Here is a 22596-nt window from a genome sequence, read left to right as displayed (position 1 = left end):
CAGAAAAGTGCTTACGCGTTCTTGCCGATGAAGGGCAGCAGAGCCAGCCGCTTGTCCATGGGAGCGCCTGAAGTACCGATCAGCCTGAAGCTTGCGCGATTGGCCGGCTCGCTGCCAAGCATTGCGTGGCGCCCTGAGCCTTGCGCGTGTACCACAGCACCCGGCTCACGCCGCGGGTGATGGCTACGTAGGCCAGGCGCCGGGCTTCGTCCTGCATGGCCTGGTCGTAGTTGCCGGCGAAGAAGCCGCACTGGGCGTAGAGCGCATTGCGCAGCGGGTGTTTGTCCACGGGCAGGCAGTCGTCGAGGATGATTGCCACCTCGGCCTGCAGGCCCTTGGCGCGGTGGATGGTCATGGTTCTGACCGGCAGTTGTTTGTCGAGCTGTGCGCGCACCTGCTGCAGCGGCTCGTTACGCCGGCTGAGCAGCAGCACGGCGGTGCGGTCGGCATTGGGGCGCTGGCTGACGTGCTGGCACTGCGCGGTGATTTCCTTGAGCAGCGCCGGCAGGCCGCTGGCCAGGTCGAAGCGCTGGACTAGCTTGACGCCATGGTCGCCCGGTTGCATGGCCTTGGCCGCGACGCAGGTCTTGGCCTGCTTGCTGTGCACCTCGGCCAGCACCTTCTCGCCATCGCGGATCACCGCTTCGATGCTGCGGTAATTGGTGCTCAGCAGCAGGGTGGCGCTCTTGCCGCGTCCACGGCAGGGGAAGTGCCGGTCGAAATCGATGAACAGTTCCGGCGAGCTACCGCGCCAGCCGTAGATCGACTGCCAGTCATCGCCGATGGCCATCAGGCTGATGCGCTCACCCGCAGCGTGCAGGCGGCGATGCACGGCCTGCTGCCAGAGCACGATCTGTGGCGAGATGTCCTGAAACTCGTCGATCAGCAGGTGGCTCAGGGCGAGCAGGGCAGGCCCGGGTTTGCCAGCATCGGCACTTTGCAGGCGCTCGCTCAGTTGCGCGAAGGCACCGTTGAAGCTGACCAGGCCCTGACTGTGCAGCAGGGCGGTGAAATGCTCCTGGAAGCGCTGCATGGTCTCGATGAAGTCGCGCTCGCGGGGCGCGCAGCCGAGGGATTTCACGTCCAGGCGGTCGAGGCGAATGCCCAAGCTCTCGGCGAAATCGATCTGCCCGTGCAGCAACTCGAACAATGGCAGGGCAGTGAACTCGCCGGGCAGCTTGCAGGCATCCAGCGGCGCCCTGGGTTTGCCCTTTGGCGGCTCTTCCGGGGCCGGCGAGCCAAGCAGGCGGTGAGTCAGGGCGCGAAAGCGCGCATCGGCAGCGTAGGCGTTCTGGTAGGCCTGCTTGAGCAGGCGTTGTTGCGCGGGGCGCAGGCGAGCGCCAGCGAGCGGGTTGTCCGGCTCGTCGCTGGGGTCGTCCAGTTGTTCGAACCAGCGCGGGTTGCCCAGGCGCTCCTTGGCCAGTGCGGCCATCGCAGCGTGGAAGGTGCGTACGCACTGGCGCGCATCGTGCGGGTAGTGCCAGAAGCCCAGCAGGTGTTGCAGGCGTTCGCGCAGCTCGCTGCACGAGGCGTTGGTAAAGGAGATCACCGTCAGCCGCTTTGGGTCGACGTCCAGGTGACAGAGCAGGAACACCACGCGCAGCACCAGAGTGCTCGACTTGCCCGAGCCGGCGCCGGCGAAGATGCGCGCCAGCGGGGCGCGGCAGAGGATCATCGCCCACTGTTCGTCCGACGGTGCACCGATCAGACCGGCGCTCACCGCCTGGGCCACGCGTTCGCGCATGGCCTGCACCTGGGCGTCTTCGATCTTCAGTCGGGTCGCGGGGTAGATACCAGCAGGGCCAGGTTTGCTCTTGGCCGATTTGCTGGCGGTCGTTTTCTTGCTGCCGGTGGATTTCTTCTTGCTCTGCTTGCGTGCGGTTTTGCGCGGCTGCGCGGCTTCGCGCTCGGCGCGCAGGTAGGCGGTGGTGCGGGGGAAGTAACGGGCGAGGGTGCTGGACAGCAGTTGTTTGTAGCGCGCGACGGCAGAAAGCATGCGGTGATGATGACCTGGCTGGCAAAGCCGGAATGATAAGCCCTGGGGCGCGATGGCAGGCAACGGTGGCGCTTCGATAAATGCGCAACTTTGTGCAAGCGCGAGATGTGCGCGGGTTCCAGACTGTGATCAGTCTTGGGAGATAGCCGATGAACCTGTCGCTTTACCTGCTTACCGTACTGATCTGGGGCACCACCTGGATCGCCATCAAACTGCAAATGGGCGAGGTGGCCGTCGCCGCCTCCATCGCCTATCGCTTCGCGCTGGCCTCACTGGTGCTGTTCGCCATGCTCTGGTTCAGCGGCCGCCTGCAGCCGCTGGATCGCCGTGGCCAGGGCATCTGCCTGATACAGGGGCTGTGTCTGTTCTGCCTCAACTTCCTGTGTTTTTACACCGCCAGCCAGTGGATCCCCAGTGGCCTGATCGCGGTGATCTTCTCCACGGCCACCCTGTGGAATGCGATCAATGCGCGGCTGTTCTTCAAGCAGCGCATTGCCGCCAATGTGCTGCTCGGTGGCGCACTGGGGCTGGGCGGTCTGGGCCTGCTGTTCTGGCCGGAACTGGCCGACCACGAGGCCAGCCGTGAAAGCCTGCTGGGCATCGGTCTGGCGCTGTGTGGCACGTTGTTCTTCTCGGCCGGCAACATGCTCTCCAGCCTGCAGCAGAAGGCCGGGCTCAAGCCGTTGACCACCAACGCCTGGGGCATGCTCTATGGTGCGCTGGTGCTGGTGGGTATCTGCCTGGTCAGTGGCACGCCGTTCGCCTTCGAGTGGAATGCGCGCTATGTCGGTTCGCTGCTGTACCTGGCGATTCCCGGCTCGGTGATCGGCTTCACCGCCTACCTGACCCTGGTCGGGCGCATGGGCCCGGAGCGTGCGGCCTACTGCACGGTGCTGTTCCCGGTGGTGGCGCTGAACATCTCGGTGTTCGCCGAGGGCTATCAGTGGACGGCCCCGGCACTGCTCGGCCTGGGGCTGGTGATGCTGGGCAACGTGCTGGTGTTTCGCAAGCCCAAGCCGGTGCTTACTGAGGCCAGGGCTTGATGGCTGGGTCGGTTCGGTGCGTACGGCGCACCGTCGATCAACTCCCGCGAATCAGCGTGCGCAGCATAAAGCGATTGGGGTGGCTGGCTTCGGCTACGTCACGCGGCACTGGCAGCGGTTCTTCATCCAGCCAGGCGGCGATCAGTTCGCCTGACAGTGGCGCGGTGATCAAACCGCGTGAGCCGTGGCCGCTGTTGATGTACAGACCATTCAGCCAGGGGCAGGGGGTTTCTGGCACCTGGCGGGCGTCCTTGGCCAGCACGGCATAGGCTTCGTTGAAGGCTTGCTGCTCGGCCAACGGGCCTACCAATGGCAGGTAGTCGGGGCTGGTGCAGCGAAAGGCGGCGCGGCCTTGCAGCGTAGCGGGATCCAGCGTTTGTGCGTGCAGGCGTTCGGCTAGATCCGTGGAAATCTCCCGCAGCAGTTCCAGATTGCCGGCATGCTCGGCCACGCTCGGCGTCAGATCATCGCTGTGGAAGTCGAAGCTGGCGCCCAGGGTGTGCTCCTCATCCCGTACGGGGGCGACGTAACCTTCGGCGCAGACCACGATGCGCAGACCACGGCTCGCTTCGCTGGCCGGCAGGCGGCTGATCTGCCCGCGAATGCGCTTGAGCGGCAGGTTCGCCTCCGGCAGCAGGCAGCCGATCTCGGCGGCGCAGGCCAGCACCAGCACGGGCGCATCTGCCAGCACGCCGCGCTCTCCTTCGACGCACCAGCGATCATTCTGCCGGCTCAGGCTCAGCGCCTCCTGATAGGGCCGCAGCTCGATCAACGGGTGTTGCAGCAGTTGCCGGCACAGCGCCGGTGGATGCACCCAGCCGGCATCCGGGTAGAACAGGCCGCCGGCCGCCAGGCCGATGCCGGCGCGATCCTCGGCCTCACCCTTTGTCAGCGTATGCAGCAGATCATTGGGGAAGGCAGCGGCCAGCTTGCTCTGGCGCTCGGCTTCCTTGGTATCGAAGGCCAGTTGCAGCACACCGCAGGCATCCCAGTCCTGGCCACGTTGCAGGCATTCGAGCAGGCGACGGGTATGGCCGAAGCCGGCGACGATCAGCCGCGACAGTGCGGTGCCGTGGGCCGAGAGTTTCAGGTAGAGCACGCCTTGCGGGTTGCCCGATGCCTCGCGGGCGATGTCGTCGTGACGCTCCAGCAGGGTCACTCGCCAGCCGCGTGCGGCCAGGCTGGCGGCGCTGGCGCAACCGGCCAGGCCGGCGCCGATTACGACGGCATGGCGTTCGCCAGGCGGCAATACCGGGCGGGCGAACCAGGGCGCCGGGCGCTGCACCTGCTGCGCCTGGAACGGGCCGGCGAGCATCTCGCGCTTGTGGCCGAAGCCCTTGACCCGTACCACGGCAAAGCCTGCGGCAATCAGTCCGCGACGAACGAAACCGGCACTGGTGAAGGTGGCCAGGGTGGCGCCTGGCGCCGACAGCCGCGCCAGCTCGGCGAACAGGGCGTCCGTCCACATTTCCGGGTTCTTCGACGGGGCGAAGCCATCGAGAAACCAGGCGTCGACCTTGGCATCGAGCTGCGGCAGGCAGTCGAGCACATCGCCGATCATCAGCGTCAGCACCACGCGGCCGCCGTCGAGCAGCAGGCGCTGGAAGCCGGGATGCATGGCGCGGTACTGCGCCAGCAGTTGCTCGGTGTAAGGCGCGAGCTCCGGCCACAGGGCCAGGGCGCGCTGCAGATCGGCCTGAGTCAGGGGGAATTTCTCCACGCTGACGAAGTGCAGTCGCGCGTCACTCGGGGCGTGCTCGGCGAAGGCCTGCCAGGCGCAGAGAAAGTTGAGCCCGGTGCCGAAACCGGTTTCGCCGATCACCAGTCGTCCGCCCGCTGGCAGGGCCTGGCAGCGCTCGATGATGTGGTTGTGGGCGAGGAACACGTGACGGGTTTCCTCCAGGCCGTTGGCGCGGGAGAAGTACACGTCGCCATAGCTGCGCGACAGTGGCTGGCCGTGTTCGTCCCAGTCGAGCTGGGCATTGTGCAGATCGGGCATGACGGAGTTCCGGGCAGAGCAGGCGGCGATTCTAACCGCTGCGCACGCCGTTTACCCGGCGCAGGTCAATCGGCATGGCGTGTCCCTAGGGCAAAGTCGCAGCTGATCCGTTACGCTCTAGCGATCATTCCAGGGAGGTCACTGCATGTTCGAATCCGCCGAAATCGGCCGCACCATCGACAAGGCCACGTTCGAGGCCGAGGAACCGGCGCTACGCGAGGCGTTGCTGGAGGCGCAGTACGAGCTCAAGCAGCAGGCACGCTTTCCGGTGATCGTGCTGATCAACGGCGTCGAGGGCGCCGGCAAGGGCGAGACGGTGAAGCTGCTCAACGAGTGGATGGATCCGCGGCTGATCCAGGTCAGCACCTTCGATATACAGACCGATGAAGAGCTGGCGCGGCCGCCGGCCTGGCGCTACTGGCGACAGTTGCCGCCGAAAGGGCGCATGGGCGTGTTCTTCGGCAACTGGTACAGCCAGATGCTGCAGGGCCGGGTGCATGGTGAGTTCAAGGACGCGGTGCTGGACCAGTCCATCGACGGCGCCGAACGCCTGGAACGCATGCTCTGCGACGAGGGCGCGTTGATCTTCAAGTTCTGGTTTCACCTGTCCAAGAAGCACATGAAGGCGCGCCTGGAGGCGCTCAAGGAAGACCCGCTGCACAGCTGGCGCATCAGCCCGCTGGACTGGCAGCAATCGAAGACCTACGACAAGTTCGTGCGCCACGGCGAGCGCATCCTGCGCCGCACCAGTCGCGACTACGCGCCCTGGTACGTGGTCGAGGGCGTCGATCACTACTACCGCAGCCTCACCGTCGGGCGCATCCTGCTCGAAGGTCTGCAGGCGGCGCTGGCCAATCCGCAGCGGTCGAAGCTGCAGCCACATTCGGCGCCACTGGTCTCGAGCCTGGACAATCGCGGCCTGCTGGCCAGCCTGGACATGACCCAGACCCTGGACAAGGACGACTACAAGGAGCAACTGGCCACCGAGCAGGCGCGCCTGTCCGGTCTGATGCGTGACAAGCGCATGCGCAAGCACGCGCTGATCGCGGCGTTCGAAGGCAACGATGCCGCCGGCAAGGGCGGCGCCATCCGCCGGGTCACCGGCGCGCTGGATCCGCGTCAGTACCGCATCGTGCCAGTGGCGGCGCCGACCGAGGAGGAACGCGCCCAGCCCTATCTGTGGCGCTTCTGGCGACATATCCCGGCGCGCGGGCACTTCACCATCTTCGACCGCAGCTGGTACGGCCGTGTGCTGGTGGAGCGGGTCGAGGGCTTCTGCAGCCAGGCCGACTGGCTCCGCGCCTATGGCGAGATCAACGACTTCGAGGAAGAGCTGACCAACGCCGGGGTGATCCTGGTGAAGTTCTGGCTGGCCATTGACCAGCAGACTCAGCTGGAGCGTTTCAAGGAGCGCGAGCAGATCCCGTTCAAGCGCTTCAAGATCACCGAAGAGGACTGGCGCAACCGCGACAAGTGGGATGACTACGCCGATGCGGTGGGCGACATGGTCGACCGCACCAGCACCGAGATCGCGCCCTGGACGCTGATCGAGGCCAACGACAAGCGCTTCGCCCGGGTCAAGGTGTTGCGCACCATCAACGAGGCCATCGAGGCGGCGTTCGCCAGGGATTGAAGCGTTAATCGCGGCTGAAGCGGAATGCCGCCCAGCCGCTCCCACAGGTTGCAACGGGTTCTGCTTTGATCGCGGCTGAAGCCGCTCCTACGGACGGATGGACATCTTCCTGTAGGAGCGGCTTCAGCCGCGATGCTTTTGTGTCGATCCCAAAGCCCCGGATTGCATCCGGGCTACGCGCTGGCATCGACCCGTATACGCCTGATCAATGATGGTCGCGCCCAGGGATCGGCTGGATTTATCTTCACGTCATTCGCCATCCAATAACAACGAGGTGCGTCATGCGTGAAGTGGTGATCGTCGACAGCGTACGGACTGGCCTGGCCAAGTCCTTCCGCGGCAAGTTCAATATGACCCGGCCGGATGACATGGCCGCCCATTGCGTCGATGCGCTGCTGGTGCGCAACGGTATCGACCCGAAGCTGGTCGATGACTGCATCGTCGGTGCCGGCTCCAACGAGGGCGCGCAGGGCATGAACATCGGCCGCAACGTCGCCGTGCTCTCGCGCCTGGGCAACCCGGTGGCGGGCATGACCCTCAACCGCTTCTGCTCCTCGGGCCTGCAGGCCATCGCCATCGCTGCCAACCAGGTGGCCTCCGGCTGCAGCGAGATCATCGTCGCCGGCGGCGTCGAGTCCATCACCATGACCCTGAAAAGCATGAACATGGACAACCTATTCAACCCGCTGCTGCAGCAGGAAAACCCCGGCATCTACTACCCCATGGGCAAGACCGCCGAGATCGTCGCCAACCGCTATGGCATCAGCCGCGAGGCGCAGGACGCCTATGCCCTGCAGAGCCAGCAGCGCACCGCGCGGGCTCAGGCCGAAGGTCTGTTCGCTGACGAAATCGTGCCGATGACGGTGAAGTATCAGGTCGAAGACAAGGCCACTGGCGAGAAGAAGATCGTCGACGGCGTGGTCGAGGCCGATGACTGCAACCGCCCGGACACCACCCTGGAGTCCCTGGCCAAACTGCAACCGGCGTTCGACCCGGCCGGTAGCGTGACGGCCGGCAACGCCTCGCAGCTGTCCGATGGTGCTTCCATGACCCTGGTGATGAGTCTGGAAAAAGCGCTGGAACTGGGCCTGACACCCAAGGCCTATTTCCGTGGCTTCACCGTGGCCGGTTGCGAGCCGGACGAAATGGGCATCGGCCCGGTGTTCTCGGTGCCCAAGCTGCTCAAGGCCAAGGGCCTGAACGTGGCCGACATCGACCTGTGGGAGCTCAACGAGGCCTTTGCCTCGCAGTGCCTGTACTGCCGCGACACGCTCGGGATCGACAACGAGAAATACAACCTCAACGGCGGCTCGATCTCCATCGGCCATCCCTTCGGCATGACCGGTTCGCGTCAGGTTGGCCACCTGGTGCGTGAGCTGCAGCGTCGTGAAATGCGCTACGGCATCGTCACCATGTGCGTGGGTGGCGGCATGGGCGCCAGCGGCCTGTTCGAGGCCTATCGCGGCTAAACGACGTAGGCATCGCTGGCCCCACCGCGGCCAGCGATGCGCTGTTTATACTCGCGCTCTGCCCTACGCACGGAGCGCCCGCCGATGCCCTTTGCCGAACACCTGATCGCCTTCACTCTGGCGGCCACCTTGCTGACCCTGACGCCCGGGATCGACACGGCGCTGGTGCTGCGTACCGCTGCGGTGGAGGGCAGGCAGCAGGCGCTGCGCGCCGCCCTCGGCATCAACGCTGGCTGTCTGCTCTGGGGCGCGGCGGTGGCCTTCGGCCTCGGCGCGCTGCTGGCGGTTTCCGAATTCGGCTACAACCTCCTCAAGTATTGCGGCGCGGCTTACCTGGCCTGGCTCGGGCTGAAGATGTTGCTGCGCCCGCGTAAATCACTGGCGCCTGTGCAAGCGGGCGGCACGCCCGGCGCCAACTGGTTTCTGCGTGGTCTGCTGGGCAATGTGCTCAACCCCAAGGTGGGGATCTTCTACGTTTCCTTCCTGCCCCAGTTCATTCCGCAGGGGCAACCGCTGGTGCTCTGGACATTCGCCCTGGTGGGCATTCACGTGGCGCTCAGCCTGATCTGGGCACTGCTGCTGATTGGTGCGACCCGACCGCTCGGCCGCTGGTTGCGGCGCGAGAAGGTGGTCAGCTGGATGGATCGCAGCACCGGGCTGATCTTCGTCCTGTTCGCTGCGCGCCTGGCACTCAGCCGGCGCTGAAGCCTGGCGCCGTTTCGGCTTGGGTTACTCTGTGCCGATGCAACGGGCTAACAGGCGGTGACGATGGATCGGTTTCAGGAAATGAGGGTGCTGCTGGCGGTGACCGAAGCCGAGAGCTTTGCTGGCGGCGCCAAGCTGCTGGGCATTTCGCCGCCCAGCGTGACCCGCGCCGTCGCCGCGCTGGAGGCGCGTCTCGGCACGCTGTTGCTGGCGCGCAATACCCGCAGCCTGCGTCTGACCGAGGCCGGCCAGCGCTATGTCGAGGACTGCCGGCGCATCCTGCTGGAGCTGGAAGAGGCCGAAGAGCTGGCTGCCGGTGGCAGCGTACGCCCACGTGGCCGGCTGACGGTGACGGCGCCGCTGATGTTCGGCGAGCTGTTCCTGATCCCGCGCATCGCCCAGTACCTCGATGCTCACCCCGACGTGGAGATCAATGCGCTGCTGGTCGACCGCGTGGTGAACATGATGGAGGAGGGCATCGACGTTGCCGTGCGCATCGGCTCGTTGCCCGAGGGCGATCACCCGGCGTTGCAGGTTGGCCAGGTCCGCCAGGTGCTGTGTGCTGCTCCGGCGTATCTCGATCGTGTCGGCCGGCCGAGTCACCCGGATGAGCTGCGTGACGCACCGATCGTCCTGTCCAACGCCAGCAGCCTGCTTTCGCACTGGCAATTCATCGGTCCGGACGGCCCGTTCGGTTTCGTACCGCAGCCGCGCTTCACCGTCAGCTCCAACCAGGCGGCGATCAGCGTTGCGCGCCTGGGCTGGGGCTATACCCGCGTGCTGTCCTACCAGGTGGCCGCGGCGGTGGCGCGCGGCGAGATCGAGCTGGTACTGGAGGCGTTCGAGCCGCCGGCCCTGCCGGTGCACATCATCCATCAGGGCGGCCGCCAGGTTTCGGCCAAGGTGCGCACCTTCGTCGACCATTGTGTTGCCAGCTTTCGCGCCGATCCGGCGCTGCGTGCAGCTGGCGCAGCGCCCGCCGCATGAGTCCCTATCGCGAAATGCAGGTGCTGCTTGCCGTGGCTCAGGCGGGCAGCCTGGCAGCCGCCGCCAGGGCGCTGCAACTGTCACAAGCCACGGTGATGCGTACCGTCGCTGCGCTGGAGCAGCGTCTGGACTGTACCCTGCTGCTACGCGGGCCGCGTGGCGTGAGTTTGAGCGCCGCGGGTGCGACTTTCGCCGAAAGCTGCGAGCGCATTCTGCAACGGGTCGAGCAGGCCGAGCAGTCGGTAATGGGCTTGCACGCCAGCCCTGTCGGCCAGCTCAACCTGGCCCTGCCGTTGTTGATGACGCATCAGGTGCTGACCCCCATCGCCGTCGACTACCTGGCGGCGTTTCCCGAGGTGAGCCTGGCTACCCTGGCGCGAGACGAGTCGCCCAGGTTGCTGGAGGAGGGCATCGACCTGGCTGTGGTAGTCGGCCACCTGCCCAGTTCATCCGGTTTCGCCGTGCCGCTGGGATGGGCGCGGCCGCTGGTGTGTGCGGCACCGGCCTACCTGGAGCGCTGGGGTTGGCCCACCACCCCGCAGGCCTTGCAGGTGCACCGCACCATCGGCTGCTCGTCGACCGGTCATGCCGGGGAATGGCGTTTTGCGGACACTGTGGTGAAGCTCACGCCGCGGTTGACCTGCAGCACGCCGCAGGCCGCGATCCGCGCGGCACTCGCCGGTTTTGGCGTGACCCGCTGCCTGAGCTACGAGGCCTATCAGGAGTTGCAGAGTGGGCAGTTGCTGGCGGTATTGGAGAACTTCGCCGCAGCTCCCGTGCCGGTACAGTTGTACTACCGCGAAGGGCGCCGGGCGGCGGCACGGATACGCAGCTTTCTCGACTTTACCGTGCCACGACTGCGTGCCCATCCGGCGTTTCAGGCTTGAAGTTAGAGAGTTGCAGAAAGTGAAATAGTGGATTGTTATTTGTGGTGATTCTTATCGAGAGTGGATGGGTTGAACATGGCCCCATCGTCGCGAAGACCAGCCGTCTCGCGGTGACCAGCCCCACTTTCAAGGAGTCATCGCCATGTCCCGTCCCGCCATCAAGCTGTACAACTTTCCCCGTTCCGGCCACGCCCACCGTGCCGAGCTGATGCTTTCGCTGCTGCAGTTGCCCGCCGAGCTGATCTTCGTCGATCTGGCCAAGGGCGAGCACAAGACGCCGGAGTTCCTGGCCCTCAACCCCTTCGGTCAGGTGCCGGTGATCGATGATGGCGGCATCATCGTCAGCGACTCCAACGCCATCCTCGTCTACCTGGCCAAGCGCTACGGCAATGACGACTGGCTGCCGCAGGAGCCGGCTGCGGCTGCCCGTGTGCAGCGCTGGTTGTCGGTCGCCGCTGGGCTGGTGGCTTTCGGCCCCGCTGCTGCTCGGCTGGTCACCGTGTTCGGCGCCTCGTTCAATCCTGAAGAAGTGATCAACCGCGCCCATGCGCTGTTCACCGTGATGGAGGGCGAGCTGAGCGAAACCCCGTTCCTGACCGGCGACAAGCCGAGCATCGCCGACGTCGCCAACTACTCCTACATCGCCCATGCGCCGGAGGGCAATGTCGCGCTGGAACCCTATCCGAACATCCGCGCCTGGCTGGCGCGCATCGAAGCCCTGCCGGGTTTCGTGCCGATGCCGCGTACTGCAGCCGGTCTGCAGGCCTGACCCACAGGGCACCTCTAAAAACTACCTGCGTTGCCATCGCCTACGTTTTTAGAGGTGTGCTACAGCCGCTGCCGGGTACACCGGCAGCACCTCGGAAGGAGGGCGCAGCATGCAACAGCTTCCCAGCCACCGGCAGTCGCCCTGGCACTCCGGTGAGAAACAACTGCAGGCAAAGGTCGGTGTCGCCGAACGTATGGACGTGCTCGGGCAGAAGGTGATCCGCGACTACATGCCGGATCAGCATCGCGCGTTCTATCAGCAACTGCCGTTCATGATCGCCGGCGCCGTGGATGCTGCCGGCCAGCCCTGGGCCACCCTGATCGAGGGCGAGGAAGGTTTCGTCACCTCGCCCGATCCGCGCCTGCTGTCGTTCGACCTCGCTGCCATGGCGCTTGATCCGCTCGACCCGGCGTCGTCCGGCCTGGGCGCTGGCGAGGCCATTGGCCTGCTCGGCATCGAGTTGCATACGCGGCGGCGCAATCGCATCAACGGGCAGATCCGCCTGGCGTCGGCGCAGCGCCTGGACGTCGCCGTGGAGCACTCCTTCGGCAACTGCCCGCAATATATCCAGCTGCGCCAGTACCGCCGCGTGAAGGCGCGTGGTGCCGAGCGCATCGAGGCGAACGAGTTGGATGCACGTAGCGCCGAGATGATCCGCGGCGCCGACACCTTCTTCGTCGCCAGTTACGTCGAGCGCGACGATGGCCTGCGCTCAGTGGACGTTTCCCACCGCGGCGGGCGCGCCGGCTTCGTGCGGGTGGAGGGCAACCGCCTGACCATTCCCGATTACGCCGGCAACCTGTTCTTCAACACCCTGGGTAATCTCAGCGTCAACCCGCGCGCGGGCCTGCTGTTCGTCGACTTCACCTCGGGTGACGTGCTGCAACTGGCCGGGCGCGCCGAAATCATTCTCGACAGCCCGCTGATCAAGGCCTTCGAAGGCGCCGAGCGGCTGTGGACCTTCGACGTCGAGCAGGTGGTGCTGCGCCCGGCGGCGGCCTCGCTACGCTGGACTTTCGAGGAATATGCGCCGACCAGCCTGATGACCGGCACCTGGGCGCAAACCGAAGTGCGCCTGCGCGAACGCGAGCAGCGCAATCAGTGGCAGCGCTGGCGCGTGCAGAGCCTGCAGCAGGAAAGCGCCGATATCCGCTCGTTGGTGCTGGCGCCGGAGCAGGGCGCCGCGCCGCGTTTCGCCGCTGGTCAGCACCTACCCATTCGCATCACCACCGCCACTGGCGACACCCTGCTGCGTACCTACAGCCTGTCCAGCGCGCCGTCGGACGGTCACCTGCGCATCAGCGTCAAAGCCCAGGGCGTGGTCTCGCGGCACCTGCACGAACAGCTTCAGGTCGGCGCAGTGCTGGAGGTCCGCGCGCCGCTGGGCAGCTTCACCCTGAACAGCGACTCCCTCCGGCCGTTGGTGCTGATCGGTGCCGGTGTCGGTATCACACCGTTGCTGTCGATGCTGCGTGAACAGGTGGCGCTGGGGCGGGGCAGGCGAATCCATTTCTTTCAGGGCGCGCGGACGCTGCGTGACCTGCCATTTCAGGCCGAATTGCGCGAGCTGGTGCAACGTGCCGGTGGCCTGTTGCAGGTTCGCCGTGCTCTCAGTGCACCGGAGCAGGACGCGCTGCTCGGGCGTGACTACGAGCAGCACGGGCGCATCGATCTGGCGCAGATCAAGGCGGCGCTGGCGTTCGATGATTACGATTTCTACCTGTGCGGCCCGGCCGCCTTTACCCAGGCGCTCTACGATGGCCTGCGCGATCTGAACGTCGCCGATGCTCGCATTCATGCCGAGGCGTTCGGCCCCTCGACACTGACGCGTCACACCGATGGCCAGAGCGTGCCCCTGGTGCAGCCGCCAGCGGCGAGCGAGCCAGTGCCGGTGTACTTCACCGCCTCGGCCAAGGAGGCGCGCTGGACGCCGGATGCTGGCAGCCTGCTGGAGCTGGCCGAGCGTCGCGGGCTGACGCCTGAGTTCAGTTGTCGTGGCGGTTCCTGCGGGACTTGCAAGACGCGTCTGGTCAGTGGCCAGGTGCACTACCCCAATCCGCCCGCCGAGCTGCCGGACGATGGTGGTGTGCTGATCTGCTGCGCGGTGCCGGCAGCGGGTGAGCCCTTGCAGCTGGATCTATAGTCTGGCTTCAGGCCGCGTAGGTCTCGATGCAAGTACGGTTACGCCCTTCGCTCTTGGCCCGGTAGAGCTGCTCATCGGCCCAGTGCAGATGCTGTTCCAGGCTCGCCGTCGAGGACGGTAGTCGGGTCGCGGCGCCGATGGACAGGCTGACCCTGTTCGATACGTCGGAGGCGTTGTGTTCGATATCGAGTTGCGCGATCAAGTCCTGCAACTGCTCGGCTACCTTCAAGGCACCGGTTTCGTCGGCATCCGGCAGCAGGACGGCGAACTCCTCGCCGCCAAAGCGTGCCACCAGGTCATGAGGGCGGCGTACATTGGCATGCAGGGTTTGCGCAACCTCGCGTAGACACTGGTCGCCACGCAGGTGACCGTAGAGGTCGTTGTACTTCTTGAAATAGTCGACATCGATCATCAATAGCGACAGCGGGCGCTGCTCGCGCAGGGCATGTGCCCGGCTCGACTGGAAACGTTCGTCGAAGCTGCGGCGATTGGGAATGCCGGTCAGGCCATCGAGCATGGCCATTTCACGTAGCACATCGCTCTGCAGTTTCAGTTTGAGGTGATTTATCACCCGGGCACGCACCACTACTGCGCTGAAGGGTTTGCGGATGTAGTCCACTGCGCCCAGCTCGAAGCCGGCCGTTTCGTCATCGTCATGGCTTTTGCCGGTGACGAATATCACCGGAATCTCGCGGGTCTCGGGATCGGCCTTGAGGCGTCGGCAGACTTCGTGACCATCGATGTCCGACATTATCACGTCGAGCAGTATCAGGTCCGGCTGCAGCTCGCGGCTCATCGACAGAGCCTGTTCGCCATGGGTTGCCATGAAGACGTCGCATTCCGCGCGAAAGAGCTCGTGCAGAATGCGGATATTCAGCGGTTGGTCATCGACGATCAGCAGTTTTGGGCGTCCGTGCAGGTAGGGTCTAAGGCGCTCCAAATCAATCCCCTGTTACAGAGTGTCGTAATGCATGGAGCAACTCTCTGGCACGTTCGAAATCCAGCGCATTGACCGCCGAACTCAGTTCCTCGAACGCCGCATGCTGCTGCTCCGGCACCAGTGCAAGGATCTGCTCCATCGATGCCAGAGCCTCCAGATTGCCCTGTTCCAGTTGCACGGTAAGCGCTTCGAGCCTATCAGTCCATATTCCGTCGGATGAAGTGGGGGAAATCGTCACGTTATCCGTGTCGGGTGTGAACATGGTCATAACGGCGTTACAACTTTCATCGAGTTTTTGCCGCAGGTCATCGAGCCAGCGGCTGTCCTCGAAGGCGGCAGCGGGATTCAGGGTGAACTGCTCTTCCAGTTGCGCAAGCCGCGCCGCAAGCTGCGTAGCCCCCATGGTGCCCGAGCTGCCTTTGAGCGTATGCAGACTCCTCAGCATCGCAACCGTGTCGCCTTGGTTTACCTGGGTTTGCAGTTGACCGAGTTGCCGGCGCAGTTCATCGGGAAACATCTCCAGCATCGAGCGCAGCAGCGTCAGGTTGTCGCCAAAGCGCCTGAGAATGGCTGCACGGTCTTCCACCGCCGCTTCAACTTCAGCGTCAGTGGCGCCGCGCGTGGCTCCGAGACCGCACCAGTGACGAATAATGGCAACCAGCTTGTCGATATCGATGGGTTTGCCGGCATGGTCGTTCATACCGGCTGCCAGGCACTGCTCGCGGTCGGCGTGGGAAGCGTTGGCAGTCATGGCGATAATCGGCTGCGCCTGGTGCGCCGGATCCAGGCGAATGCGCCGTGTCGCCTCCAGGCCATCGATATCAGGCATCTGGATATCCATGAGGATGGCGTCGAACGCAGGCGTTGCGCCGAGTGCCATCTGCACCCCTTCGATGCCTCCTTCGGCCAGCATGACCTGTGCTCCTTCGCCTGCCAGCAGCTCTCTGGCGACCTGGCGATTGAGCGAGTTGTCTTCCACCACCAGCAGTTTCAGGCCCGCGAGTCGCTGGCCTGGTTTGTAGCCTTGAACAGCTGCCACTTCACTGCCGCCATGGCGTGCATTGTGAACAGCCTGCATCAGCTGCCTGGGCGTAATCGGCTTGGTGAGGAACCCGGCAAATGGCGCATCGGTGTCAGCGTAACGATCGGCCAGTATCTCTCGGCCATGAGCAGTGATCATGATGACGGTAGGCAACGCTTCACTGTCCGCCACTTGCTCGCGCAAGCGCTGGGCAGCCTCCAGGCCATCCATGCCGGGCATGCGCCAGTCCATCAGCACCAGGTCATAGGTATCCTCGGCTTGTCCGATGCACGCCAGCGCCTGCTCGCCACTGCTGGCCAGGTCAGCCTGCCAGCCCAGGCTGTGTACGGTCTGTTGCAGTAACTGCCGCGCCACCGGGTTGTCGTCGACGATCAGCAGGTGCAGCGCTGGCGAAGGCTCACCGGCTTTGGGCAGCAGGCTGCTGTCGCTGGCAGCCCCCAACTCTACCTCGAACCAGAAACAGCTACCGGCGCCTAATGTGCTGGTGACCTTCAGCTCTGCGCCCATGAGTTCGACCAGGCGCTTACAGATCACCAGGCCCAAGCCTGTTCCGCCGTATCGCCTGGTGGTCGAAGCCTCCGCCTGGGTGAAGCCGTCGAAGATGCGCTGCAACTGGTTTTCGCTGATGCCTATCCCGGTATCGCTGACGCTGATGCGCAAGCGAACCTGGCTTGGGCCGCGCTGCAGTTGCTGCAGGGCAACCACCACCTGGCCCGACTCGGTGAACTTGAGGGCATTGCCGGCGAGGTTGATCAGGATCTGCTGCAGCCGCAGGCTGTCGCCATGCAGTACGGCAGGCAGGGCCGTGTCGATGTCGAACAACACCTCGATGTCCTTGTCGCCCTGGTTGCCGGCCAGTACCACGGCCAGGTCGCCGAGTAGGGGTTCCAATTCGAAATCGTGCAGGTCCAGCTGCAGTTTTCCGGCCTCGATCTTCGAATAGTCGAGGATATCGTTGAGCAACCCGAGCAGTGAGTGGGCCGCACCCTGGGCCTTGAGCACGTAGTCGAGTTGGCGAGGATTGAGCGCGGTGGCCTGAACCAGTTGCAGCATGCCGAGCACGGCATTCATCGGCGTGCGGATTTCATGGCTCATGTTGGCCAGGAACGCACTCTTCGCTGCGCTGGCCGCATCAGCCTGCTCCTTGGCATGGCGCAGGCGCGATTCCAATTGCAGCTGTGCGGTGATATCGCGGTTGATACCGGTCATTTTCAACGGCTGACCGTCACTGTCGTGCTCGGTATAGGCGGCTGCCTGTATGTGCAGGATCTGGCCATCGGGTCGGATGATGCGAAACACCGTGTCGAAGCTGGCCACGCGCGACAGTGCATCGCGCAGGTTGACCTCCAGCGCGTCGTGATCTTCAGGATGGACGCGTGTAAACCAGTGTTGGTAGTTCAAGCCCTGTTCGCCCAGCTCGGCTGGGTAGTCGTACAGCTCGAACATGCGCTCGTTCCAGCGCAGCTGATTGTCGGCTGGGGTCCATGACCAGATGCCCAGTTCGGCGACTTCCGCCGCCATCGCCAACTGGTCCCGCGCTGCCAGCGCCTCGCGCCGCAGCCGCACTTCCTCGGACAGGTCCAGGGCGATACCAAGGTAGCCGACCAGTTCCCCGGAGGCATCGCGCATGGCGGTGACCAGCAAGGTCACCGTCAGTCGCGAGCCGTCCTTGCGCACGTAGGTCCACTCATGGCTATCGGCGCCGTGGTGCTCCGGCTTGTGGACGAATACGCGGAAACCTTCGATCACCTCGCCATATTCACGACTGAGGTCGTGGCCACGTGCTTCGACTTCTTCGCGCAGGTGAAAGATCTCCGGTGTGCTCACACCGACCACCTCTTCAGCGCTGTAGCCCAGCAAGCGTTCGGCGCCGCGATTGAACACGCGAATCATGCCTTCGAGGTCGGTGGCGATGATCGAGACCTCCGAAGCCGACTGCAGCACGTTGTTCAGCAGGACATTGAGCTCACGCAGTTCCTGGGTGCGTTCGCTGACCTGCTCTTCGAGGCTCGCATTGAGCTCCAGGATGCGGGCTTGCACTTCCTTCTGAATGGAAATGTCGCGAACCGTCTTTGACAGGCCAACCAGCGTGCCCTGGGCGTTGAACAGCGGCGACACGGAAATCGAAACATCGACGATACGGCCGTCCTTGCAGCAGCGCCGGGTGTCGAAGTTGAGCACCGGCTTGCGCGCTGCGACTTTTTGCAGCGTGTTCTGCTCTTCCTGCACCAGTTCCGCCGGCACGGTCAGGTTGATCAGCGGTTTACCAAGCGCTTCTATCGCAGTGAAACCGAAGATCTGCTCGGCGCCCTGATTCCAGCTCACCACCGTGCCATCCAGGCTCAGGCCGATGATGCCGTCGCTGGAACTGTCGACGATTGCAGCAGAGCGCGCCTGTTCGGCAAGGATCTGGCGATGACGTTGCCGGCTCACCAGAACCACCCCCAGCAGGGTCGCGACCAGCAGGCTGAGCAAGGTGCCGGCCAGGGCTACCAGGCGCGGTGGAGTCTGGCGCAGGTTTTCAAGAAACAGGGGGGTTGCGTCGAGTTGGACCTGCCAGTGGCGGCCATAGAGCTGCCGCGAGACGGAGTACCGCGCCACGCTTGTCACTGCGTCTTGCTCCGGCTCGTTGCCGTAGAAGGTCACTGGGGCATCGACGTCGGTGACGTCGTTCAGCTGCAGATGCAGGCCGTCCTTTTCCAGGCGCAGGCCCTGCAACACCTCGCCGGTCAGCAGCGGCGCATAGCTCCAGCCGATGCCTTTGCGCATGCGCTCGTCGATGCTGTCGGGCGTCACTGCGCCGCGATAGATCGGCAGCAAGATGAGGAACGATTGCTGTGGACTGCCGGAGGCTTGCACCAGCGTGATGGGGCCGGTTATGCGCACCTCGCCACTGGCCAGGGCGGCCAGGGCGGCGTTTCGGCGATTGCTCTCCGATGCGATGTCCAGGCCCACGGCCTGGCGGTTCTGCTCCACCGGCTCGATGTACTGAATGACGAAGCGTTCGCCGTCGTGAGGCTGCAACTGTCGGATGTCGAAGTCAGGCATGCCATCTGCTCGCGCCTGCGCGAGGAACTGCGCCTGATGCTCCATCGGCACACGCCGTATGAAACCGAAGCCTCGAGCACCGGGAAACTCACGGGGTACGTCGCGGGTTTTGCTGTAGCTGATGAAGTGTTCGCGGGTGATGCCGTTGGCGCCGCCAGCCAGCACGGCGCCCCGAGCGCCACGCAATCCGTACTGATAGAGTTCAACGCGTTTGGTCACCACGTCGGCGACGCGCTCGGTGGCGTTTATCAGCGCCTCCTGCGCCTGTTTCTCGTTGCTGTGCTGTACCCACCCGGTCAGCAGTGTGGTGATCGCAATGCCCGTCACGAACGTCAGCGGAACGATGAGTTTCAATGCTGTCTCTTCTTTGATCCGTCAATCAGTTGAGTTTACGCGCGACTGCCAGGCCCAGTTCGTTGCACAGTTGTTCGAAGGGCATCGGCCGGCAGTAGAAATAGCCCTGCATCAACTTGCAGCCCAGGGCAAGCAGTTGCTGTGACTGTTCCTGGCTTTCCACCCCTTCGGCGACCAGTTCCAGTTCCAGTGCCTGGCCCATGCGTACGATGGCTTCGATGATCGCAGCATCACTGCGATCGGTCAGCATGTCGCGCACGAAGCTTTGATCTATTTTCAATACGTCGATCGGCAAGCGCTTGAGGTAGGACAGGCTCGAATAGCCGGTGCCGAAGTCGTCGATGGCGATACGTACGCCCATGCGTTGAAGTTCGTCGAGCAGGCTGCGGGTCTGATTCATGTCGCGGGCCAGCACGCCTTCGGTTATCTCCAGCTCGAGTAGCTGTGCCGGCAGGGCCGTTTCCTCTAGCACGTTCCTGATCATCTCGAGAAACGACTCTTCGCGAAACTGCACGACGGAAATATTGACCCCCACGCACAGTGGCTTGCCTTGGTCGAGCAGTGTCTTGGCATCGCTGCACGCCTGATGCAGCACCTGTTTGCCAATCGGAACGATCAGGCCGGTTTCTTCGGCAAGGGGAATGAATTCGGCGGGAGAAATCAGCTCTCCATCCGAGCGTCGCCAGCGAATCAGCGCCTCCATGCCACAGCTCTGCTGTGTGCTGACGTCAAAGCGCAGTTGGTAGAACACCTCGAAAACGCCTGACTCGAGGGCGCTGCGCATGTGCCGTTCGAGCAGGTGGCGGGCGCGGGCATTGCTTTCGATGCTCTGCGAGAAGAAGCGGTAGCGATTGCGCCCCTCCTGTTTGGCCTGGTACATCGCGGCGTCGGCCTGGCGGTAGAGGGCCTCAAGATCGTCACCGTCATCGGGGAACACCGTTACACCGACGCAGGCGGAGAGGTCGTAGCGGGTCCCGCCGATGATCATCGGCAGGGTGATGACGTCCAGCAGGCGTTCCACGTAATCGCTGATCACTTCCGAGCGCTGGATGTCGGCCAGCAGAATCACGAACTCATCCCCACCCTGGCGGCTGACGGTGTCCACGTTGCGTGAGGTTTCGCTCAGGCGTCGGCCGACTTCCTTGAGAATCAGGTCGCCGGTGGAATGCCCCAGGGAGTCGTTGATGCCTTTGAAATTATCCAGATCGAGCAGCAGCAGGGCGAGGCGGGCGCCACTGCGCCGCGCTTTCTGCAGCATCTGTTCGGCGCGGTCCCGCAGTAGCATGCGGTTGGGCAGGCCTGTCAGCGCATCGAAGTAGGCCAGGCGTTTGGCTTCGGCGCGCAGATTGAGGTGCGCCCGCACATGGGCGCGGGCCACCGGGATGCTCAGTGGCTTCTGGATGAAATCGATGCCGCCATGTTCCAGCGCCTGGATTTCGTTTTCCGTCCGGGTATGGGCGGTTACGAAGAGAATCGCCGCATCGCAAAGCTTGGCGTCGGCCTTTATCAGGCGGCACAGCTCGAAGCCGCTCATGCCAGGCATTTCGATATCCAGCAGGATCACGTCGGGCCTGCAGAAAAGCGCCACTTCGAGCGCCATGCTGCCATCATTGGCGATATGGACCTGTGCCAGTTCGCCAACGGCTTCCTGCAGAATTCGCACGTCAGTGGCTTGATCGTCGACGATCAGAATCACGGGTGCGGGATCGAATCGGTTTACAGCCATTTAGGTACTCCGGAAATCCTATTTCCTCGGTGGGGAGACTAGCCCAGCTTCGCCAATGCGGCTGCCGCCTCGAGTACCTTTGTGTCGAAACATTGATAGATGGTTGTGGGGCCGATTATTCAGCCCCGCCGATGCCGGCCTGGGCGCAGCACGTCTTTGCGGTTTGGCTAAAGCTGTTGCCGTTTCATCGAAAACGGCAACAGCCTCCTTTCATCCTTGTGGTTGCGCTTCTTCCAGCGCCTGGCGGTAGGCATTGGCTTCATCCTGGCTCGGGAAGATGCCCACCAGCTCGCCATTCTGAATCACGTCCCAGACCACGACTCCCATGGCACGGGCTTCACGGGAAAGATGTTCGTTGTCACGCTCATGCACGATCACGTTCATGCTTGTCTCCTCGAAATGCGGATGCGGCGATATGTCGCACTTCGTTTATACGCCTCGTTAGCAAGCTAATTAAACCGTGGTTTGGGCAAAGGACTGTTGCATCAGCGCAACGAGCGAAACGCCGTTTCGGTTGTCTCCGGGCCAGGCAGCGGGAGTCATTGGCGGCGAGGCCGCCGCCTGCCGATTGGCGAACCCTGAGAACGAAGGGACGCTTAACGTGCTGCGCGTTGCGCCATCCAGCGCCGGTACTGACGAGTGCGCAAGAGGTCTTTCACCTGCTGCTTCACCAGCGCCCACAAGGGGGATACGCCGGGCTGGCTATCTCGACCTTGGCTGAGCTTGTGCAGCTGATACTTCACCACCGCCATGTTCGCCAACGAAGCCAGCACCTTGTTGTTCCAGGTGATCGGCGGCAGCTGAGGGGCGCTGCCGAGGCCGAGCTGCCAGTCGCGCGGCAGGTTCGGGTCAATGGCCAGGGCCGTGCCGATACCGACCATCTCGATGCCGCTGGCCAGCACCTCTTGTGCCACCGGTGCACGGCGGATGCCGCCGGTGACCATCACCGGCATGCTCGCCACGGCGCGGATCTCGCGGGCAAATTCCAGAAAGTAGGCTTCGCGCGCCAACGTGCGGCCGTCGCGGGCCTGGCCTTGCATGGCCGGCGCTTCGTAGCTGCCGCCGGACAACTCGACCAGGTCCACACCCAGCCCGTCGAGCAGGCGCACTACCTGCTGGGCATCCTCGGCGCTGAAGCCGCCGCGCTGGAAGTCCGCCGAGTTGAGCTTGACCGCCACGGCGAAGCCCGGCGAGACCACGGCGCGCACCGCCTTGACGATCTCCAGCAGCAGGCGTGCACGGTTCTCCAGCGAGCCGCCCCACTGATCGCTGCGCTGATTGCTCAACGGTGAGAGGAACTGGCTGAGCAGGTAGCCATGCGCGGCATGGATTTCCACTCCGGTGAAGCCGGCCTGCTCGCCCAGGCGCGCGGTGCGGGCGAAGCGCTCGATCACCTCCTGAATCACCGCCGGGGTCATTTCCTGCGGCGTGGCGAAACGCTTGGACAGGTTGCCCAGCTCCAGCGCTACGGCCGAAGGTGCCCAGGTCGGTTGGCCCAGGTTGGACTGCATCTGCCGGCCCGGATGATTGATCTGCAGCCAGAACTGCGCACCCTTGGCGCGGCCGATACGCGCCCAGCGCTCGAACCTGGCCAGCTGCGCGTCATCTTCCAGCACCACGCCACCGGGCCCGGTCATGGCGCGGCTATCGACCATCACGTTGCCGCTGATCAGCAGACCCGCGCCACCTTCAGCCCAGGCCTGGTAGAGCCGTATCAGCTGCTCGGAAGGGGCGTGGTCGGCATCGGCCATGTTCTCTTCCATCGCCGCCTTGGCGATGCGATTGGGAACGGTCGAGCCGTTGGGCAGGACAAGGGGATCGAACAGGGTCATGGGCACTTCCTCGGCTTGGGGTG

Annotated in this window: 15 protein-coding genes; 8 read left to right on the top strand and 7 right to left on the bottom strand. The window is 64.2% G+C overall.

Going from position 1 to position 22596, the window contains the following annotated elements:
* Positions 1-79 precede the first annotated feature (79 nt).
* Complete coding sequence (locus ACN8M7_RS11935; RefSeq protein WP_490260902.1) at positions 80-1996, bottom strand: UvrD-helicase domain-containing protein; 1917 nt, start codon at positions 1994-1996, stop codon at positions 80-82.
* Positions 1997-2145: 149 nt separating this feature from the next.
* Here ACN8M7_RS11935 and ACN8M7_RS11930 point away from each other — a divergent pair, with 149 nt between their 5' ends.
* Entirely contained in the window at positions 2146-3039 is an 894-nt protein-coding gene (locus ACN8M7_RS11930) for a DMT family transporter (protein ID WP_490260901.1), read from the top strand.
* Between the two features lie 37 nt (positions 3040-3076).
* Here ACN8M7_RS11930 and mnmC read toward each other — a convergent pair whose 3' ends face one another.
* The gene (mnmC, locus tag ACN8M7_RS11925; protein WP_490260900.1) at positions 3077-5038 is read right to left on the bottom strand and encodes a bifunctional tRNA (5-methylaminomethyl-2-thiouridine)(34)-methyltransferase MnmC2/FAD-dependent 5-carboxymethylaminomethyl-2-thiouridine(34) oxidoreductase MnmC1; all 1962 of its coding nucleotides are present in this window, start codon (positions 5036-5038) and stop codon (positions 3077-3079) included.
* A gap of 145 nt (positions 5039-5183) precedes the next feature.
* On the opposite strand from mnmC, the gene pap reads away from it, so the two are divergent.
* From pap to ACN8M7_RS11890, 7 genes are all read left to right on the top strand, one after another.
* On the top strand, positions 5184-6671 hold the full coding sequence (gene pap, locus ACN8M7_RS11920) for a polyphosphate:AMP phosphotransferase (protein WP_061237761.1): 1488 nt from the start codon (positions 5184-5186) through the stop codon (positions 6669-6671).
* 281 nt (positions 6672-6952) lie between these two features.
* A complete protein-coding gene (locus ACN8M7_RS11915) occupies positions 6953-8140 on the top strand; it encodes a thiolase family protein (protein ID WP_061237762.1) in 1188 nt (395 codons plus the stop codon).
* A gap of 84 nt (positions 8141-8224) precedes the next feature.
* Positions 8225-8845 carry a LysE family translocator gene (locus ACN8M7_RS11910; RefSeq protein WP_490260899.1) on the top strand — a complete coding sequence of 207 codons (621 nt, stop codon included), beginning with the start codon at positions 8225-8227 and terminating at the stop codon, positions 8843-8845.
* A 63-nt stretch (positions 8846-8908) separates the two neighbouring features.
* Positions 8909-9832, top strand: coding sequence for a LysR family transcriptional regulator (locus ACN8M7_RS11905; protein ID WP_490260898.1), 924 nt, complete (start codon positions 8909-8911; stop codon positions 9830-9832).
* Positions 9829-10719 (top strand): LysR family transcriptional regulator, encoded by an 891-nt coding sequence (locus ACN8M7_RS11900; protein WP_490260897.1) that lies wholly within the window; start codon positions 9829-9831, stop codon positions 10717-10719. Before ACN8M7_RS11905 ends, ACN8M7_RS11900 begins: the two co-directional genes overlap by 4 nt.
* A gap of 142 nt (positions 10720-10861) precedes the next feature.
* Complete coding sequence (locus tag ACN8M7_RS11895; RefSeq protein ID WP_490260896.1) at positions 10862-11488, top strand: glutathione S-transferase family protein; 627 nt, start codon at positions 10862-10864, stop codon at positions 11486-11488.
* Positions 11489-11597: 109 nt separating this feature from the next.
* Positions 11598-13631 carry a pyridoxamine 5'-phosphate oxidase family protein gene (locus tag ACN8M7_RS11890; RefSeq protein WP_490260895.1) on the top strand — a complete coding sequence of 678 codons (2034 nt, stop codon included), beginning with the start codon at positions 11598-11600 and terminating at the stop codon, positions 13629-13631.
* A gap of 7 nt (positions 13632-13638) precedes the next feature.
* Here the strand turns inward: ACN8M7_RS11890 and ACN8M7_RS11885 are convergent, their stop codons facing one another.
* The 5 genes from ACN8M7_RS11885 to ACN8M7_RS11865 all read right to left on the bottom strand — a co-directional run bounded on the left by ACN8M7_RS11885 (position 13639) and on the right by ACN8M7_RS11865 (position 22573).
* Positions 13639-14571: a diguanylate cyclase gene (locus tag ACN8M7_RS11885; protein ID WP_490260894.1), complete on the bottom strand. Its 933-nt coding sequence runs from the start codon at positions 14569-14571 to the stop codon at positions 13639-13641.
* A 1-nt stretch (position 14572) separates the two neighbouring features.
* Positions 14573-19015: a PAS domain-containing hybrid sensor histidine kinase/response regulator gene (locus ACN8M7_RS11880; protein WP_490260893.1), complete on the bottom strand. Its 4443-nt coding sequence runs from the start codon at positions 19013-19015 to the stop codon at positions 14573-14575.
* Between the two features lie 25 nt (positions 19016-19040).
* On the bottom strand, positions 19041-20741 hold the full coding sequence (locus tag ACN8M7_RS11875; RefSeq protein WP_490260892.1) for a putative bifunctional diguanylate cyclase/phosphodiesterase: 1701 nt from the start codon (positions 20739-20741) through the stop codon (positions 19041-19043).
* 210 nt (positions 20742-20951) lie between these two features.
* Entirely contained in the window at positions 20952-21125 is a 174-nt protein-coding gene (locus tag ACN8M7_RS11870) for a hypothetical protein (RefSeq protein WP_197432131.1), read from the bottom strand.
* A gap of 212 nt (positions 21126-21337) precedes the next feature.
* Entirely contained in the window at positions 21338-22573 is a 1236-nt protein-coding gene (locus tag ACN8M7_RS11865) for an NADH:flavin oxidoreductase/NADH oxidase family protein (protein ID WP_490260891.1), read from the bottom strand.
* Positions 22574-22596: the final 23 nt, after the last annotated feature.

Source organism: Pseudomonas spartinae (assembly GCF_965197125.1).
Lineage (GTDB): Bacteria > Pseudomonadota > Gammaproteobacteria > Pseudomonadales > Pseudomonadaceae > Aquipseudomonas > Aquipseudomonas composti_A.
This window is presented reverse-complemented; position numbering and strand designations above follow the sequence as displayed.